Annotated in this window: 15 protein-coding genes and 1 pseudogene; 8 read left to right on the forward strand and 8 right to left on the reverse strand. The window is 75.1% G+C overall.

The features are described 5' to 3' along the window. Positions 1-14: 14 nt before the first annotated feature. Positions 15-902 carry a MaoC/PaaZ C-terminal domain-containing protein gene (locus CYQ11_RS08765; protein ID WP_099200732.1) on the reverse strand — a complete coding sequence of 296 codons (888 nt, stop codon included), beginning with the start codon at positions 900-902 and terminating at the stop codon, positions 15-17. 167 nt (positions 903-1069) lie between these two features. Here CYQ11_RS08765 and CYQ11_RS08770 point away from each other — a divergent pair, with 167 nt between their 5' ends. The 6 genes from CYQ11_RS08770 (at position 1070) to CYQ11_RS08795 (ending at position 6878) form a co-directional block, all read left to right on the forward strand. Continuing rightward, positions 1070-2233 (forward strand): sensor histidine kinase, encoded by a 1164-nt coding sequence (locus tag CYQ11_RS08770; protein WP_099200731.1) that lies wholly within the window; start codon positions 1070-1072, stop codon positions 2231-2233. Positions 2234-2238: 5 nt separating this feature from the next. Further along, on the forward strand, positions 2239-2844 hold the full coding sequence (locus CYQ11_RS08775; protein ID WP_099200895.1) for a response regulator transcription factor: 606 nt from the start codon (positions 2239-2241) through the stop codon (positions 2842-2844). 96 nt (positions 2845-2940) lie between these two features. Further along, positions 2941-3588, forward strand: coding sequence for a class I SAM-dependent methyltransferase (locus CYQ11_RS08780; protein ID WP_338105651.1), 648 nt, complete (start codon positions 2941-2943; stop codon positions 3586-3588). Between the two features lie 23 nt (positions 3589-3611). After that, positions 3612-4583: an N-acetylmuramoyl-L-alanine amidase gene (locus CYQ11_RS08785; RefSeq protein WP_240003522.1), complete on the forward strand. Its 972-nt coding sequence runs from the start codon at positions 3612-3614 to the stop codon at positions 4581-4583. 210 nt (positions 4584-4793) lie between these two features. After that, on the forward strand, positions 4794-5666 hold the full coding sequence (locus tag CYQ11_RS08790; RefSeq protein WP_099200729.1) for a DUF5336 domain-containing protein: 873 nt from the start codon (positions 4794-4796) through the stop codon (positions 5664-5666). A gap of 201 nt (positions 5667-5867) precedes the next feature. Next, on the forward strand, positions 5868-6878 hold the full coding sequence (locus CYQ11_RS08795; protein WP_099200728.1) for an LLM class F420-dependent oxidoreductase: 1011 nt from the start codon (positions 5868-5870) through the stop codon (positions 6876-6878). A gap of 24 nt (positions 6879-6902) precedes the next feature. On the opposite strand, the gene CYQ11_RS08800 is transcribed toward CYQ11_RS08795, so the two are convergent. From CYQ11_RS08800 to CYQ11_RS08815, 4 genes are all read right to left on the reverse strand, one after another. Next, complete coding sequence (locus CYQ11_RS08800) at positions 6903-7694, reverse strand: maleylpyruvate isomerase family mycothiol-dependent enzyme (RefSeq protein WP_099200727.1); 792 nt, start codon at positions 7692-7694, stop codon at positions 6903-6905. A 76-nt stretch (positions 7695-7770) separates the two neighbouring features. After that, positions 7771-8853, reverse strand: coding sequence for a glucosidase family protein (locus tag CYQ11_RS08805; protein WP_099200726.1), 1083 nt, complete (start codon positions 8851-8853; stop codon positions 7771-7773). Continuing rightward, the gene (locus CYQ11_RS08810; RefSeq protein ID WP_099200725.1) at positions 8850-9596 is read right to left on the reverse strand and encodes a class I SAM-dependent methyltransferase; all 747 of its coding nucleotides are present in this window, start codon (positions 9594-9596) and stop codon (positions 8850-8852) included. The genes CYQ11_RS08805 and CYQ11_RS08810 overlap by 4 nt, the downstream gene beginning before the upstream one ends. 103 nt (positions 9597-9699) lie before the next feature. Continuing rightward, positions 9700-11082 carry a glycosyltransferase family 4 protein gene (locus tag CYQ11_RS08815; RefSeq protein ID WP_099200724.1) on the reverse strand — a complete coding sequence of 461 codons (1383 nt, stop codon included), beginning with the start codon at positions 11080-11082 and terminating at the stop codon, positions 9700-9702. Between the two features lie 217 nt (positions 11083-11299). On the opposite strand from CYQ11_RS08815, the gene CYQ11_RS08820 reads away from it, so the two are divergent. After that, the gene (locus tag CYQ11_RS08820; protein WP_146104657.1) at positions 11300-11971 is read left to right on the forward strand and encodes a TetR family transcriptional regulator; all 672 of its coding nucleotides are present in this window, start codon (positions 11300-11302) and stop codon (positions 11969-11971) included. Between the two features lie 313 nt (positions 11972-12284). Then, positions 12285-12659: pseudogene (locus tag CYQ11_RS30765) on the forward strand (LuxR C-terminal-related transcriptional regulator); the annotation flags it as partial. On the opposite strand, the gene CYQ11_RS30770 reads toward CYQ11_RS30765, so the two are convergent. From CYQ11_RS30770 to CYQ11_RS08840, 3 genes are all read right to left on the reverse strand, one after another. Then, positions 12573-14471 carry an ATP-binding cassette domain-containing protein gene (locus CYQ11_RS30770; protein WP_338105649.1) on the reverse strand — a complete coding sequence of 633 codons (1899 nt, stop codon included), beginning with the start codon at positions 14469-14471 and terminating at the stop codon, positions 12573-12575. The pseudogene CYQ11_RS30765 and the gene CYQ11_RS30770 overlap by 87 nt on opposite strands. Next, positions 14468-16183, reverse strand: coding sequence for an ATP-binding cassette domain-containing protein (locus tag CYQ11_RS08835; protein WP_099200723.1), 1716 nt, complete (start codon positions 16181-16183; stop codon positions 14468-14470). Before CYQ11_RS08835 ends, CYQ11_RS30770 begins: the two co-directional genes overlap by 4 nt. Before the next feature lie 141 nt (positions 16184-16324). Beyond that, the gene (locus CYQ11_RS08840; protein ID WP_099200722.1) at positions 16325-16450 is read right to left on the reverse strand and encodes a SapB/AmfS family lanthipeptide; all 126 of its coding nucleotides are present in this window, start codon (positions 16448-16450) and stop codon (positions 16325-16327) included. Positions 16451-16461 lie beyond the last annotated feature (11 nt).

A 16461-nucleotide genomic window follows, 5' to 3' on the forward strand; every position in this document is an offset into this window, starting at 1 on the left:
GCCTCGCCGGTGACTCAGTCGTGTTCGACGACGGTGTCCGTGAGGACCGGCGCGTCCTCGCGTTCGACGGCGGTCGCGGTGAGCTGGACGCTGCCCGGCCGGGGGGCGTCGCGCCACATGCGCACGCGCAGCGTCTCGCCGGGGAAGACGACGCCGGCGAAGCGGGTGCGGTAGGAGCGCACGCGGGCGACCTCGCCGCCGAGCACGGTGTCGACGACGGCCTTGAGGGCGATGCCGTACGAGCACAGGCCGTGCAGGATCGGCTTGTCGTAGCCGGCGAGGGCCGCGAACTCGGGGTCTGCGTGCAGGGGGTTCCAGTCGCCGGAGAGGCGGTAGAGCAGGGCCTGGTCCTCGCGCACGTGCCGCTCGGCCGTCAGGTCGGCTGCGCGGGCCGGGGCTTCGAGGCGGCCGGTGGAGCCGCGCTCGCCGCCGAAGCCGCCCTCCCCCTTGACGAAGATCTCGCTGCCGCAGGTCCACAGCGGCCCGTCGTCGTCGGCGACGTCGGCGCGGAGCACGATGAGCGCGGCCTTGCCCTTGTCGAAGACGGCCTCCACCCGGCTGGTCTGCCGGGTGCCCGCGGCGGACCGCAGGGGGATGGGCCGGTGCAGGACGACGCTCTGCCCGCCGTGCAGCACGGCGGCGAGGTCGACGTCGACGCCGGGCGCGGTGAGCCCGCCGGCCAGGGCCATGCCGCCGCCGGCGACGGTCGCGAAGGAGGGCAGGACGTGCAGCCTGCTCTCCAGGGTGTAGCGCAGTTCGCGGGGGTCGGTGGCGGCGCCGGGCGCGCCCTGGCGGGATCCGGCGCCGATGCCGAGGTGGTAGAGCAGGACGTCCTTGTGGTCCCAGGAGAGCGGGACGGTCCGCGGTTCGGCGGCGGTGGCCTTGGCGGGGTCGATGGGCATGGAGGTGTTGCTCCTTCGCCGGTGCCGTGAGGGGTACTAGAACGCGTTCCAGTTCTCAACCGGCTATGTATAGCCCATCCCCCGCGGCGTGGGAAGACAAATGTCATGGGTGTCCTGCGACATTCCCCTCTGACCGGCCCTCGGGCGCTTCCGTAGGGTCGTGAGCCATGCGGCACTGTACGGAGCGGGGACGGCGCGAGGAACGGTTCGAGCGGCTGGGACCGCCGGGGCCGCGGCACTTCATGCCCTGGCCCCTCGTCATCGTCAGCGACGTCGTCGACCTCGCCCGCGGCCGACTGCCGCTCCCCTGGCTCGGCGCCCTGGGCGTCGCCGCCTTCCTGGCCCTCTACGTGGCCGCGATCCTCGACGGGCTCGACGAGGAGCGCCGGCACACCCGCCGGCCGCTCTACCTGCTCGGCGGGATGGCCGCGGTCACCTACGCCCTGACCATCGGCTACGGCGGCGACTGGCTGCTGTGCTTCCCGCTGCTCTCGCTCGCCACCGGCGTCGTCCTGCGCACCGGCCCCCGGCTCGGAGCGGCGCTGGGCACGCTCGGCATCACGGTGGGCGCCACCATGGCCGTCCAGAGCCACACCGACAACGTGCTCGTCGTCGCCTGGGGAACCGGTCTGTCGGGCATGGTGGCGGCCGCGGTGCTCAACCTCTCCGAGACCAACGCCAAGCTGCGCGCCACCCGCGAGGAGCTGGCCCACTCGGCCGTCGAGCGGGAACGGCTGCGCTTCTCCCGCGACCTGCACGACCTGCTGGGCCACACGATGTCCGTCATCGTGGTCAAGGCGGAGGCGGTGCGCCGGCTGGCGCCGCGCGACCTGGAGGCGGCGATGGGCCAGGCCGCCGACATCGAGGCGGTGGGCCGGCAGGCCCTCACCGAGATCCGCGAGGCGGTGACCGGCTACCGCGAGGGGAGCCTCACCACGGAACTCGACCGCGCGCGGTCCCTGTTGGAGGCGTCCTGCGTCAGCGCCGACATCCGCCAGTCGGGCCCGCCGCTGCCGCCCCAGACGGCGGCCCTCCTGGGCTGGGTCGTCCGGGAGGGGGTCACCAACGTCGTACGGCACAGCGGCGCGGGGCGGTGCCTGATCGAGGTGCGCGGGGAACAGGACCGGGTCCATCTGGAGATCAGCGACGACGGACGCGGCGTAGGCTCGGCCCAGGGCGACCCGGGCACGGGCGGCAACGGACTCAAGGGGCTCGGCGAGCGGCTGGCCGCCGCGGGCGGCTCCCTGACGGCGGGCCCTGACGGGCGGCGGGGGTTCCGGCTCGTGGCGGAACTCCCGGTGGACGACAACGAGGAGGAGCGGGCCGCGTGAGCCGCGTGATCAAGGTACTGCTGGCCGAGGACCAGGGGATGATGCGCGGCGCGCTGGCGCTGCTGCTGGGCCTGGAGGACGACATCGAGATCGTCGCCCAGGTGGGTGACGGTGACGAGATCCTCCCCCGCGCCCTCGAACTGCGCCCCGACATCGCCCTGCTGGACATCGAGCTCCCGGGCCGCAGCGGCCTCGACGCCGCGGCCGACCTGCGGGCGCGGCTGCCGGAGTGCCGGGTGCTGATACTCACCACCTTCGGCCGGCCCGGCTATCTGCGCCGGGCCATGGAGGCGGGCGCCTGCGGCTTCCTCGTCAAGGACGGCCCGGTCGAGGAACTGGCGGCGACGATCCGCCGGGTGCTGGCCGGCGAGCGCGTCATCGACCCGGCGCTCGCCGCGGCCGCCCTCAGCGCCGGGCCGAACCCGCTGACCCAGCGCGAGCGCGACGTGCTGGCGGCGGCCGTGGACGGGGCGACCGTCGCCGACATCGCGGCGAAGGTGCACCTGTCGCCCGCGACGGTCCGCAACTACCTGTCGGCCGCGATCGGCAAGACCCAGACGCGCAACCGCATGGAGGCGGTGCGGGCGGCACGCCAGAACGGCTGGTTGTAGCGGCCCCGCCCGCCAGGGGGCGGGGTGGGCGGGGAACCGCCAGCCGCGTACGGCAGCATGGCCCCCACACCCACTCCGCCCCGAGGACAGGACAGCATGGCGCAGCCCAAGCCCGAGACACTCGCCGCCTTCGAAGCGGCCAAGGGGTTCATGCCCGTGGACGAAGGGCTCGCCCTGTACTCCGCCGCCGCGCGGGCCGCCGGGCAGGGACTCCCCCTGCTCGAAGTGGGCACCTACTGCGGCCGGTCCACCATCCTCCTGGCCGACGCCGCCCGCGAGGGCGGCACCGTCGCCGTCACCGTCGACCACCACCGGGGCAGCGAGGAGCAGCAGCCGGGGTGGGAGTACCACGACCCCTCGGTCGTGGACCACGAGCCGGGCGTCGGGCGGATGGACACCCTGCCCACCTTCCGGCGGACGCTCTACCGGGCCGGGCTGGAGGACCACGTCATCGCCGTCGTCGGACGCTCCCCGCAGGTGGCGAAGGTCTGGCAGACGCCCCTCGGACTGGTGTTCATCGACGGCGGGCACACCGACGAGCACGCGAACGCGGACTACGAGGGGTGGGCGCCCCACGTCGCCCCCGACGGGCTGCTCGTCATCCACGACGTCTTCCCCGACCCCGCGGACGGCGGCCAGGCCCCGTACCGCGTGTACCGCAGGGCCCTTGAGTCCGGGGCGTTCACCGAGGTCTCGGTGACGCGCTCGCTGCGCGTACTGCGGCGTACGGGTCACGGCGTCTGAGCGGCGGCGCTAGCATCGCCCGCGTGTCCAACGGCAGCGTGTTCCACGGCGTCCTCTCCCGCGCACCCCGGCGTCCGGCGGCCGGGGCGGCCGCGTTGTTCCTGGCCGTCGGCGTGCTGACGGCCTGCTCGGGCGAGCCGGGCGGCCCGGCGGCGCGGCGGGACGACGCGCGGGGGCCCGTCGCCGCGTCCTCGCCGGCCGCGCAGCCGCCCCGCCAGCGGCCGCAGCCGTCCGAGCCGTCCGGCGCACCGCCGTGGTCGGCGCCCGCCGAGTCGCCGTCCTCCGCGCCCTCGCCGCAGGACGCCCCGCAGGCGGCCGACGGGCCGCTCAAGGGCAAGGTCGTCGTCGTCGACCCCGGCCACAACGTCCACAACAGCGAGCACACCGCCGAGATCAACCGTCAGGTCGACATCGGCAACGGCCGCAAGGAGTGCGACACCACCGGCACCGAGACCGACGCCGGTTACGCCGAGGCCGCCTTCAGCCTCGACGTGGCGCACCGCCTCCGGGCGCTGCTGCGGGCGCGCGGCGCCACGGTCACCCTCACCCACGACGGCGACCGGCCGTGGGGGCCCTGCGTGACCGAGCGGGCCGACATCGGGAACAAGGCCCACGGGGACGCCGCCGTGTCGATCCACGCGGACGGCGCGGCCGTCGGCCAGCGGGGCTTCCATGTGATCCTGCCCGCACAGGTGCACGCGGGGCGGGCGGACACCTCGGCCATCGTCGGCCCGTCCAAGGAGCTGGGCGCCCGCATCGCGGGGAACTTCGTCCGTTCGACCGGGACCCCGGCGTCCAACTACGTCGGCGGCGGCACGGGCCTCGACACCCGCGGTGACCTGGGCGGCCTCAACCTCTCGGTCATCCCCAAGGTGTTCATCGAGTGCGGCAACATGAAGGACCCGCGGGACGCCGCCTCGCTCACCGACGCGAGCTGGCGCGAAAAGGCGGCGCAGGGGATCGCGGACGGCATCACGGACTTTCTGCGCGGGTAGGCCCGCGGGGGGCGGACCGCGCGGACGCCGGGTACGTACCGGCAGGCCACGGGCGTGTCACGAGGGTGATACGAAGGAGACGCCCCGGCCGTCCAGGCGATAGGTTCACCCGTACGATGGGTGGCCGCCACCCCCGCGCCCTCACGCGCTCCGGCATCCCGCATCCCCATGCCGGCGACGCGTACTGACAGCACTGACAAAGGATTTTAGGTGAACATCCGCTCCCTCACTCGAGGCGACGGCGTGGTGATCGGAGCAGCGGTGTTGCTGTTCATCGCCTCGTTCCTGAGCTTCCATTCGTATGACTGCGGGCCTTCGCCGATCGGCGCGATGGGCTGCCCCAAGGAGCCGACCGGCTGGAAGCCCGACCTTTTCCCCGTGCTGCCGTCGATCTTCCTCGCCGGAATCATCGCCGCCGCCCTCGTCATCGCCGCGCGCTTCCAGCCCGAGGGCCGCAAGCTCGTCGGCCTGAGCCTGGACCAGTGGGGCATCGCGCTCTCGGTCTTCGCCGCGTGGTCCTCGCTGTGGACGATCTTCGGCGGCCCGGACAGCGACCGCGTCTCCCCCGGCGTCGGCCAGATCCTGGCCCTCATCGCCACCCTCGTGCTGGCCGCCGTCTCGGCGCTCACCCCGCGCGTCCCGGCCCTGAAGGCCCCGCTGCTGAGCGCCCCGCAGCCCGCCCCGGCTCCGTACGGCGCCCAGCCCGGCCAGGGCTACGGCTACCCCGCCCCGGGCGGCATGCAGCCCGGCGCCCCCTACGGCGCCCAGCAGCAGCCGTCCTTCGGCGGCGCGCCGCAGGCCGGCCCGACCCAGGTCCAGCCGCAGCAGGGCCCCGAGGCCGCGCAGCCCGCGGCCGCCGGCCAGCCCGCCGCGCCGGCCGGCGGTGACTTCACCCCGTTCTGGTTCGCGGTGCCGGTGAACCGGCCGCTGTTCCCGGAGGACGGCTCCCAGACGCCGATCGCCGAGCTGGCGCCCGGCACGTGGTACCTCGCGGTGGACCAGCGCGGTCCGGCGCTCGTCGCCCAGACGCAGGACGGCCGCCGCGGCGTCCTCCAGGACACCACGGGCATCCAGCGCGGCTGACGCGCCCCGCTCCCACGACGGCCCGCCGGGTTCATCCCGGCGGGCCGTCGCGTTGTCCGCGGCGCCCGGGCGGCGGTGGCCGGCACGGCCGGCCGGCGGCCCTCGCGGCGCCCTGGTCCCGTGCGGCCCGCGGCCCTAGAGTCCCCAATTGCCTGATGACCCGTCAGATATGGATCCGGCAGGGTACCCAAGGAGGCTCTCGTGCGACTCGGTCTCGCCCTCGGTTACTGGGGCCGGCACCCCGACCCACGCCAGCTCGCCCTCGCCCAGCAGGCCGAGCGGCTCGGCTACCACTCCGTCTGGACCTCCGAGTCGTGGGGATCCGACGCCTTCACCCCGCTGACCTGGATCGCCGCCCACACCCGCCGCATCCGGCTCGGCACGGCCGTGGCCCAGATGGCCGCCCGCACGCCGACGGCCACGGCCATGCACGCCCTCACCCTCGACCACCTCTCCGGCGGCCGGGTCCTGCTCGGCCTCGGCCTGTCGGGCCCCCAGGTCGTCGAGGGCTGGTACGGACGCCCGTTCCCCGACAGCCCGCTGACCGCCACCCGCGAATACGTGGACGTCGTCCGGCAGGTGCTGCGCAGACAGGCGCCCGTGGAGCTCGCCGGGCGCTACCACTGCCACCCCTACACCGGGCCCGGCGCCACCGGCCTGGGCAAGCCGCTGCGCTCCGTGACCCACCCCCTGCGGGCCGGCCTGCCCGTGCTGCTGGGCGCCGAGGGCCCGCGCAACGTCGCCCAGACCACGCGCGTCGCGGACGGCTGGCTACCGCTGTACTGGTCGCCGGCGCGCTCGGACCTCTACGCCGAGTCCCTCGCCGGCACCCCCGCGGGCTTCATGGTGGCCCCCCTGACGCAGGCGAGGATCTGCGCGGACGTCACGGAGGGACTGCGCCCCGTGAAGACCATGCTCGCCCTCTACATCGGCGGCATGGGCCACGCGGCCCGCAACTTCCACGCCGACCTCATGGCCCGCATGGGATACGGGGAGGAGGCCCGCCGCGTCCAGCGCCTGTTCCTCTCCGGACGGCGGGAGGAGGCCGTGGAGGCGGTGCCGGACTCCTTCGCCGACGAGATCTCGCTGGTCGGCCCGCGCGAGCGCGTCGCCGAACGGCTGGAGCTGTGGCGGGCGGGCCCGGTCACCGACCTCCTCGTCATCACGCCGGACGAGGAGACCCTCAGGGTGCTGGCGGAGCTGAACTCCTGACCGGCCGGAAGCGGGGGCGACCCGTCAGAACTTGGCTCGTTCCAGCCAGGCTTCGAGCAGCTCGCGGTCGCCGACGACCTCGATCCGGTCCGCGTCCTTCAGCGGCAGGCGGCGGTAGACGAGGCACAGCAGGTCGGCCAGCGGGCCCCGCACGGCCACGGCGGCCTTCTCGTGGGCGCGCCGCCACGCTATGTGCTCCTGCGTGCCGTCGATGACCCATTCCGCGTCCAGCTCGGGCGCGGCGTCCGTCGCGTGCAGGTGAAGGGTGCGGTCGGGGCCGGTGACGTCGCTCAGCTCCGGGAGGCGGCCGAGCCTGTGGAGGAAGGCGAGGATGTCCAGCCACTCGTCGAGGCAGTCGGCGGCCACCTCCGGGGCGACGGCGAAGGGGGAGCCGACCGCGGCGAAGGCGTCGGCGCGGTGGATCACCGTCTCGTGCGCCATGCGGCGGAACCAGAAGGCGGCGGGCTGCTCGCCGCCGAACGTCCAGACCCGGGCGTCGGGGCCGGCCTCCCGCAGGGCCGCCACCAGCGTGGCGGCGCCCTCGGTCAGCCACGCCGCGAGCGCGGCCGCGTCGGCCGGGGCCGGGCCGCCGGCCTCCTGCGACACGTCCGGCACGGCGAATTCGGTGGCCCGGGTCCGCACGACGGCCTCGACGGCGCGGTGCGCGCCGCCGAGGTGCAGGACGAGCTGGGCGAGGGTCCAGTCGGGGCAGGTGGGTACGGGGGTGGAGACGTCGGCGTCCCGCAGGGCCGTACACAGCAGTTCGGTCTCGGCGATGACCTCGCCGCAGTAACGCTCATGACTGAGAAGGCTCATGACGTCACTGTAGGGCGAGCCACTGACAATCCACCTGAGCAGGGGGTGAGTTCGCGCGGGCGACCCTCCGCCCGCCCTACCCGCAGCAGTCCGGTTCCAGGCCCGACGGCAGGCGCTCGCCCCCGAAGACGGCGGTGGTCGCCTCGTCGCCGCCCAGCGCGGCCACGGCCAGCAGCAGCGAACCGGCGGTCCAGGTGGTCTGCTCCTCCGGCCACACGGCGTCGTCGGCGAAGACGTACCCGGTCCAGTACATGCCGTTCTCGGCCCGCAGGTGCTGGATCCACTGGAGGATCGACACCGCGCGGTCCGACTCGCCCATCACCCACAGCGCCAGGGCCAGTTCGCAGCTCTCCCCGCCGGTCACCCAGGGGTTGGGCAGCACGCAGCGCACGCCGAGGCCGGTCACGACGAAGTCGTCCCAGCGCTCCTCGATGCGCTCCTTGGCGGCCGCGCCGGTGACGGCCCCGCCCAGGACCGGGTAGTACCAGTCCATGGAGTAGCGGCTCTTGTCCAGGAACCGCTCGGGGTGGTGCCGTATGGCGTGCGCCAGCAGGCCGGCCGCCAGCTCCCAGTCGGGCTGCGGCTCCTCGCGGTGCTCGGCGATGGCCAGGGCGCAGCGCAGCGCCTGGTGGACGGAGGAGCAGCCGGTGAGCAGCGCCTCGGTGCGCTCCGTGCCGTCGTCCTCCTTCTTCCAGCCGATCTGGCCGCCCGGCTGCGCCAGGCCGAGGACGAACTCCACGGCGGCGAAGACCGTCGGCCACATGCGGTCGAGGAAGGCGTCGTCGCCGGTGGAGAGGTAGTGGTGCCAGACGCCCACGGCGACGTAGGCGACGAAGTTGCTCTCGCGGGAGCGGTCGGTGGGCGCCTCGGCGTCGCCGTCGGCGTAGGCCGCGTACCAGGAGCCGTCGGGGTTCTGGTGCCGGGCCAGCCAGAGGTAGGCGGCCTCGGCGCGCTCGTGTTCACCCGCCGCGTCCAGGGCCATGGCGGCCTCGACGTGGTCCCAGGGGTCGAGGTGGTGGCCCCTGAACCACGGTATGGCGCCGTCCTCGCGCTGCCCGGCGGCGATGCCGGCGACGGTGCGGGCGGCCTGCTCGGCGGTGAGGACGCCCGGCAGGACGAGGCGCTCGGTGCGGTCCGGCCTGCTGCCGGCGGTGGTCACGCGCGCTCCCCGGCCACCGCGTCGGCGGGCAGGTGCGGCTTGGTCGCGTAGGCGACGAAGCTCTTGCCGATGACGGGGTTGAGGAGCTGCTCGGCGACGCGCGTGGCCGCGGGCTTCTTCATGATGTCCCAGACCAGCAGCTTGTGGTAGGCGCGGACGGGCAGCGCCTTGTCGTTGTCGACGCCGAAGGCGCACTTGAGCCACCAGTACGGGCTGTGCAGGCCGTGGGCGTGGTGGGTGCCGTACGGCTTGAGGCCGGCCTCGCGCATCTTCTCCAGCAGCTCGTCGGCCTTGTAGATGCGGATGTGGCCGCCCTCGACCTCGTGGTAGGCGTCGCTGAGCGCCCAGCAGACCTTCTCCGGGCCGTAGCGCGGCACGGTGACCGCTATGCGGCCGCCCGGTCGCAGGACGCGGACCATCTCGGCGAGCACGCCCTTGTCGTCCGGGATGTGCTCCATGACCTCGGAGATGATGACGACGTCGAAGCTGTCGTCGGGGAAGGGCAGGGCCAGCGCGTCGCCCTCCATGGCGGTGGCGGTGGCCCCCTCGGGCGCCTCGCCGGCCTCCTTCATGGCGGCGAACCACCTGGCGACCTCGCGGATCTCCTCGCCGTTGCGGTCCAGCGCGACGACGCGCGCCCCGCGCCGGTAGCACTCGAAGGCGTGCCGGCCGGCGCCGCAGCCGAGATCGAGGACGCGGTCGCCCGGGGCGAGCGGGAAGCGGGAGAAATCGACGGTCAGCACGTTTTTGCTTTCGTCCGGCGGGTCAGGTCGGGTCGCGGACACCGCGCACGGCGCGGTCCGGGGCGGGGGGAGGTCCGAGGGGGCGGTGCGGTCCGGCCGGGGCTCACGCGGACCACGGGCCGCGCCCGCCCGTCGCCCGTACGGCTCTCGCGCGGGCGACGGCCCGGCGGTAGTGCTCGGCCGTGCCGATGGCGGCCTGCCGCCAGGTGAACCTGGCGAGGACCCGGTCCCGGCCCGCGGCCCCGAGGCGGCGGCGCAGGTCCGCGTCGCCCAGCAGCCGCGCCAGCGCGCCGGCCAGGGCGTCGGCGTCGCCGGGCGGCACGGCCAGGCAGGTCTCGCCGTCGGGGCCGGCGACCTCGGGGATGGCGCCGCCGGTGGTCGCCACCAGCGGCGTGCCCGTGGCCATGGCCTCCGCGGCGGGCAGGGAGAAGCCCTCGTAGAGCGAGGGCACGCAGGCGACCTGCGCCGAGCGCACCAGGTCGACCAGTTCGGCGTCGGTGATGCCCTTGACGAACTCGACGGCGCCTTCGAGGCCGTGCCGTCTGATCGCGGAGGCGACCGGTCCGTCCTCGGCGCGCTTGCCGACGACGACGAGGTGGGCGGCGGGATCGCCGGCGCGGACCTTGGCGAGCGCCTCCACGAGGTGGACCAGGCCCTTGAGGGGGACGTCGGCGCTGGAGGTGGTGACGATCCGGCCGGGGACCTCGGGGACGGACGGGTCGGGCGAGAACAGCGCGGTGTCGGCGCCGATGTGGACGACGTGGACGCGGTCGCGCCGCACCCCGAGGTGGTCGACGATCTCCTGCCGGGAGGAACCGGAGACGGTGAGCACGGACGGCAGGCGCCGGGCGACGCGCTTCTGCATGCGCGTGAAGCCGTACCAGCGGCGCACGGAGGCGCGGCGCTTCCAGTCCTGGGCGGCGTCCAGCTCCAGCCGCCGGTCGACGGTGATGGGGTGGTGGATCGTGGTGACCAGCGGGGCGCCGAGGGCGGCGGGGCCGCCGAGGAGGCCGTAGCCGAGGGTCTGGTTGTCGTGGATAACGTCGAACTCGCCCCGCCGGGCGGCGAGGTGGCGGCGGGCGCGCAGCGAGAACGTGAGCGGCTCGGGGAAGCCGCCGCTCCACATCGTGCCGACCTCCAGCGCGTCGATCCAGTCGCGGTACTCGTCGCGGCCGGGGGTGCGGAAGGGGTCGGGCTGGCGGTAGAGGTCGAGGCTGGGCAGCTCGGTGAGGGCGAGCCGGCCCGGCGCGCCGTCGTCCTGGGCGTCGAGCACGGGGTAGGGCTGGGCGCCGATGACCTCGACGGAGTGGCCGAGGCGGGCAAGCTCGCGGGAGAGGTGGCGCACGTACACGCCCTGGCCGCCGCAGAAGGGGTTGCCCTTGTACGTGAGCAGCGCGATGCGCAGCGGGCTGTCGCCGTCGTCGCCGTCACCGGTCGGGAGGCCGTGGGCCCGAGTGAGCGATGCCTCCGTGGCCTCAGCGGTCACTCCGGCCTCCTTCTCGCTGGCTGTTCCGCCGGAGCGTAACGGGTCGCGCTAATCTAGAACAAGTTTCAGACTGGGTCGTCAGGGCCTTGAATCTACCGGGATGTCAGGGCGCCGAAAGATGCGGACCGGGTGATTCGCGCCACGGCCCGACCCCTGCCATGCTGTGCCGTCCGGGCCGCACAGACACCGCTGGATGGATTGCCACGGAATGGGACACATGACTACGCCACCCCCCCAGCCGGCCGGCGCGTCCCCGACGACCGCCCCGGCGGCGGCCACGGCGGCCCCCGCCCCCCTGACCGAGCGTCAGGAGGCCCGGCGCCGCCGGATCCTCCAGGCGACCACCCGGCTGGCGAGCCGGGGCGGCTTCGACGCGGTGCAGATGCGGGAGGTGGCCGAGCTGTCGAGCGTCGCGCTCGGCACGCTCTACCGCTACTTCCCCTCCAAGGTCCATCTGCTGGTGGCCACGATGCGGGACCAGCTGGAGCACCTGCACGAGACCCTGCGCGAGCGTCCGCCCACCGAGGAGGACCCCGCGGCCCGCGTCGCGCAGACCCTGATGCGCGCCTTCCGCGCGATGCAGCGCGAACCGCACCTGGCCGACGCCATGGTGCGCGCCCTCACCTTCGCCGACCGCTCGGTGAGCGCCGAGGTGGACACGGTCTCCCGGCTGACCACGACGATCATCCTGGACGCGATGGGCCTCACCGGCCCGCCCACCCCCGCCCAGCTGTCCGTCGTCCGCGTCATCGAGCACACCTGGCACTCGGCGCTGATCACCTGGCTGTCGGGACGAGCGTCTATCGCCCAAGTGAAGATCGACATTGAGACGGTATGCCGTCTCATCGGCCCCTCAGCCGACCGACCAGGCCCCCGCCGCTCGCGGTAGGCGCACGATCCTCGCAGTCGGGGCGGGTCCGCCGGGGCCTCTACGCCCTTACGCCCCCCGGGGAGCGGGTAACTGCACCCGGGATAGCGACACGCGCCGGTATGAATTTATCGACGTGACCGAGGTGGTTCGCTACACGGAGCGGGAGAGGCGGAACGTGACCCGAGTGCTTCTGATACTCGACACCTATTTGCTGCGCACGGCCCTTGCGGTGCTCATCGGCAGGGAACCGGACCTCGACGTGTCCTCGGCGTCGTGGCACGGCGCCCTTGCCACCTCCCGGGCGCTGCGCCCCGATGTGTGCGTGATCGACATGGACAGCCCCGGCGCGAGTGAGGAGTGCGGGGGCGTCAGATCCCTGGCCGCCCGGTGCGGCGAGGGGGACGAAGGCGGTGCGCTGCTCGCCCTGGCGACCGCGGGGCGGCCGGGGCCACTGCGCCGGGCCTATGAGGTGGGGGCCTTGGGATACTTGAGCAAAAACGCTTCACCTGATCGCTTGGTCGAGGGGATACGGCATGTGGCCAAAGGCGAGCGCTACATCGACGAGACACTGGGCTACGGCTTCCTCCAGGCCGCCGAGATGCCGCTGACCCGCCGGGAGTTAAGCGTGCTGTCCCTCGCCGCCGAGGGCGCCTCCGTCGGCGAGATCGCCCGGAGCCTGCACCTGTCGAACGGGACCGTGCGCAACTACATGGCCGCGATCACCCGCAAGACCGGGGCCCGCAACCGGGTCGACGCCATCCGCATCTCCCGCGGGGCCGGCTGGGTGTGAGTCCCGGCCGTCCCCTCCCGCAGCACCCATCAGGTCACGGTAGAGCTGCGAACGCGCCAGCAGGTCCCGGTGCGTACCCACCATGGTGCGGGGACCGTCCATGACCAGCACGCGATCCGCGCGGCGGGCCGAGTCCGCGCGGTGGGCGACGACAACGACCGTGCCGCCGGGCCGCGCCGCGAAGGCGCGCTCGGCGCGCGCCTCGGCCGCCGGGTCGAGGTGGCAGGCGGCCTCGTCGAGCAGCGCCACCGGCGCCGGGGAGAGGTACGCGCGCACCAGCGCGACCAGTTGCCGCTCCCCCGCCGACAACTCCCCCGGCACCACGGCCGCCGCGAGGCCCCCCAGCCTGGCCACGAGCCCGTCCGCGCCGACGGCCCGGACGGCCGCCACCACCTCGTCGTCGCCCGCGTCCTCGCGCAGGTAGCGCAGGTTCTCGCCGAGCGTGCCGGAGTGGACGTACGCCTCCTGCGGGATCAGCACCCGCCGGGCCGCCGCCCCCTCGGCCCCGGCGTCGACGCCCCCCACGCGCACCTCCCCGGACCACGGCCGGAGCAGGCCCGCCACGAGGGCGGCCAGCGTCGACTTGCCCACGCCGCTCGGCCCGACCACCACGAGGCGGGAGCCCACGGGAAGACTCAGGTCGAGCCCGTGGAGGACCGGGTCGGCGTGCTCGCCGTAGCCGAAGGTCACCCCTCGCAGCTCCACGGCGGGCGCCCCCGGCACGGGGTCCGCCGCCGGGGCCGGGGCGGGCCGCGGCGGCGGCGGTGCCGTCAGGCGGCGCACCACCACGACCAGCCGGGAGCCGCTCGTGCCCAGCCCGTGGACGAGGCTCTGGAGGGCGGGCAGCAGGGACTGCGTCAGATAGGCCAGGGCGCCGACGATCGCGCCCGCCGACACCCCGTGGTCCAGCAGCCACGGCGTGGCGGCGAGCAGCGGCACGACGGGCAGGCGCCCGGCGACCGCCAGGGCCACCACGCGGGCGACGGACCAGCGGGCGAGTGCGTTGGAGGTGCGCAGCCCGGCGTCGACGAGGGCGCCCGTCTGCGCCCGCACCCCCCGCTCCGCGCCGCCCGCGGTGATGTCGCGCAGGCCGTCGCAGACCTCCCCCAGCGACTGGGCCACGGCCTCGTCGGCGGCCAGGCACGCCTCCTGGCGGCGGGCCAGCGGCCGCAGCGTCGCCAGGAACAGCGCCAGGCCCAGCAGGAGGGGCGGCACGACGACCGCGAGGAGGACGGGCGCCAGCACGACCAGGCCCACCAGGGCCCCGGCGGCGGTGAAGACGAAGGACCGCGTCACCATCACCAGGCCGGCGAGGGCGTCGCGGGCGATCTCCACCTGGTGGGTGAGCCGGGAGACGGCGGCGGCGTCCCCGTCGACCAGGGCCCGGTCGACCACGCGCCGCACGAGGGCGTCCCGGAACGGCTCCACGATCGCGGCCACGCCCCGGTAGGTCCGCCCCGTGCCGTAGGCGCCGACGACCACGGCGAGGGCCGCGGCCGCGAGCCAGCCCAGTCCGGTGCCGGGGCGCCCGGCGAGGAACCCGGCGTCGAGCGCGCGGGCCAGCGCGTAGCCGGCGGCGAAGGTCTGCGCCGCCTCGACGGCCGACCACGCGGCGAGGCCGGCGAGCACGCGCCGACGGCGCGCGAGGAAGGCCAGCCCCTGGCGGAAGCCGGCGGGCGAGGGGCCCTGCGGCACCGGGGGACGCCTCGGCGTGCGGCGTGCGCTCATTCTCCGAACACCGCCCGGTACGCGGGCAGTCGCCACAGTTCCCCGTGCGTGCCGACCGCTCTGACGCGGCCCGCGTCCAGCCAGGCGACGCGGTCGGCCCGGGCGGCCGTCGTCGCGCGGTGGGCGACGATCACGCGCGTGCCGGCGGTGACGTCGTCGACCAGCGCCCGCGCCACCTCGTGTTCGGTGACGGAGTCCAGGCTGGAGGTGGCGTCGTCGAGGACGAGCAGCCGGCCCGCGTGGGCGAAGGCCCGCGCCAGGCCCAGGCGTTGGGCCTCGCCGCCCGACAGCGGCGCGGCGGCGCACGGCGTGGCGTAGCCGGCGGGGAGCTTGCGGATGAACCCGTCCGCGCAGGCGGCGCGGGCCGCCGCCGTCAGCTCGTGGGGGGCTGGGGTGCGGGACCCGAAGCCGATCGTGCCGCCGATGGTGCCGCCCAGCAGGGCGGGGCGGGCGAAGGCGTAGCCGACCTCTCGGCGCAGCTCGTCGTGGGCGAGGTCGGGCAGGGGCACGCCGTCGAGGGTGACCTCGCCGGTGTCCGGGTCGGCGAGCCGTCCGGCGAGTTCGGCGAGCACCGACTTGCCGGTGCCCGAGCGGCCGACGACGGCCAGGGTGGTGCCGCCGGGCACGACCAGGTCGACGTCGCTCAGCACCTGCCGCCCGCCGCGCCGTGCGCTCACGCCGCGCAGCCGCAGGGTGCCGTCGCCGGGCGGCAGGCGCCGCGAGCCGTGCCGGACGGCGGGCAGGGCGTGGACGCCGGCCAGCCGCCGGGCGGCGGTGCGGCTGTGCACGAGGGTGTTGACGTGCCCGACGATCATGCCGACGCCGGTGGCCAGCGCGGCGTAGCGGGAGGCGGCCAGCACGTCGCCGACGCTCAGCCGGCCGCGGTGCAGCTCCAGTCCGGCGACGGCCAGGACGGCGATCTGCAGCAGCGGGACGAGCGTCACGGCCTGGGCCGTGGAGCGGCCCTGCACCCGCCACATGCGGTGGCCGTGCCGGGAGAGGCCGGGCAGCGGCGCGAGGACGCGGGCCCGCTCGCGGCCGGCCGTCCCGGCGGCGGCGATGGTCCGGGCGCCCCCCACCGCTTCGAGCAGGCGCCCGGCGAGGTCGCCCTGGAGCCGCTGGTACGCGGTGAGGCTGTCGGTGGAGGCACGGGCGAAGGCCCGCAGCAGCAGGGCGAGAAGGGGCGCGCCGGCGAGGAAGACGACGACGAGCCAGGGGTCGATGAGGCCCAGGGCGACCACGCCGCCGAGGGGGCCCACGACGGCGGTGACGGTGCCGGCGAGGGAGGCGGGCGCGGCGGCGGCGTGGGCGGCGTTGCCGACGACGCGTGAGACCAGGTCGCCGGGGGGCACCGCGGCGGTGGCCGCCGGGCCGGCCGCGAGGACGTGGCCGAGCGCGCGGTGCCGCAGCCAGGCCGTGGTGCGGGCGGTCGTGGTGGCGCCGAGCAGCTCGTCGAGCGCGTCCAGGGCGGCGGGTGCGCACACGAGCCCGGCGCACAGCAGGACCCAGCGGGTGGTGTCGCCGCGCCGGGCGAGCAGCAGGTCGAGCGTGTGGCCGAGGACGGCGGGCGACAGGAGGGCGGCGCCGGTGCCGGCGGTGGCGATCAGGGCGAGGACGAGGGTGCGGGCGGCGCTGTGCCGGACCGCGCCGGCCAGGATCCGGTCGCCTGCGCGGGCGTCCTCGCCCGCCTCGTGCGGGGCCGTGACGGCCATGGGCTGCCCCCTTGGGGTGCGAGTGGCCGGCCGGTCGGGCGAGCCGGGGTGAAGACGGACGGGTGGGCCCTTCCGTTGAGGGAGGGCCCACCCGGGGCGGTCATCCGCGAGCGCGTATCAGCGACCGCGAGTCACCACGTGTCACAGACACAGCACGGTGCTGGCGGTGCTCCAGCACAGGAGCAGGCTCGCGTTGCTGCCGCCGCCGTGGCCACCGCCGCTGTAGGACTCGTCGGACTCCAGGCTCTGCAGGTCGAGAAGCGCCATGGTTCTTTCCT

The sequence above is a fragment of the Streptomyces cinnamoneus genome (genome assembly GCF_002939475.1).
In the GTDB taxonomy this organism is placed as follows: Bacteria; Actinomycetota; Actinomycetes; order Streptomycetales; family Streptomycetaceae; genus Streptomyces; species Streptomyces cinnamoneus_A.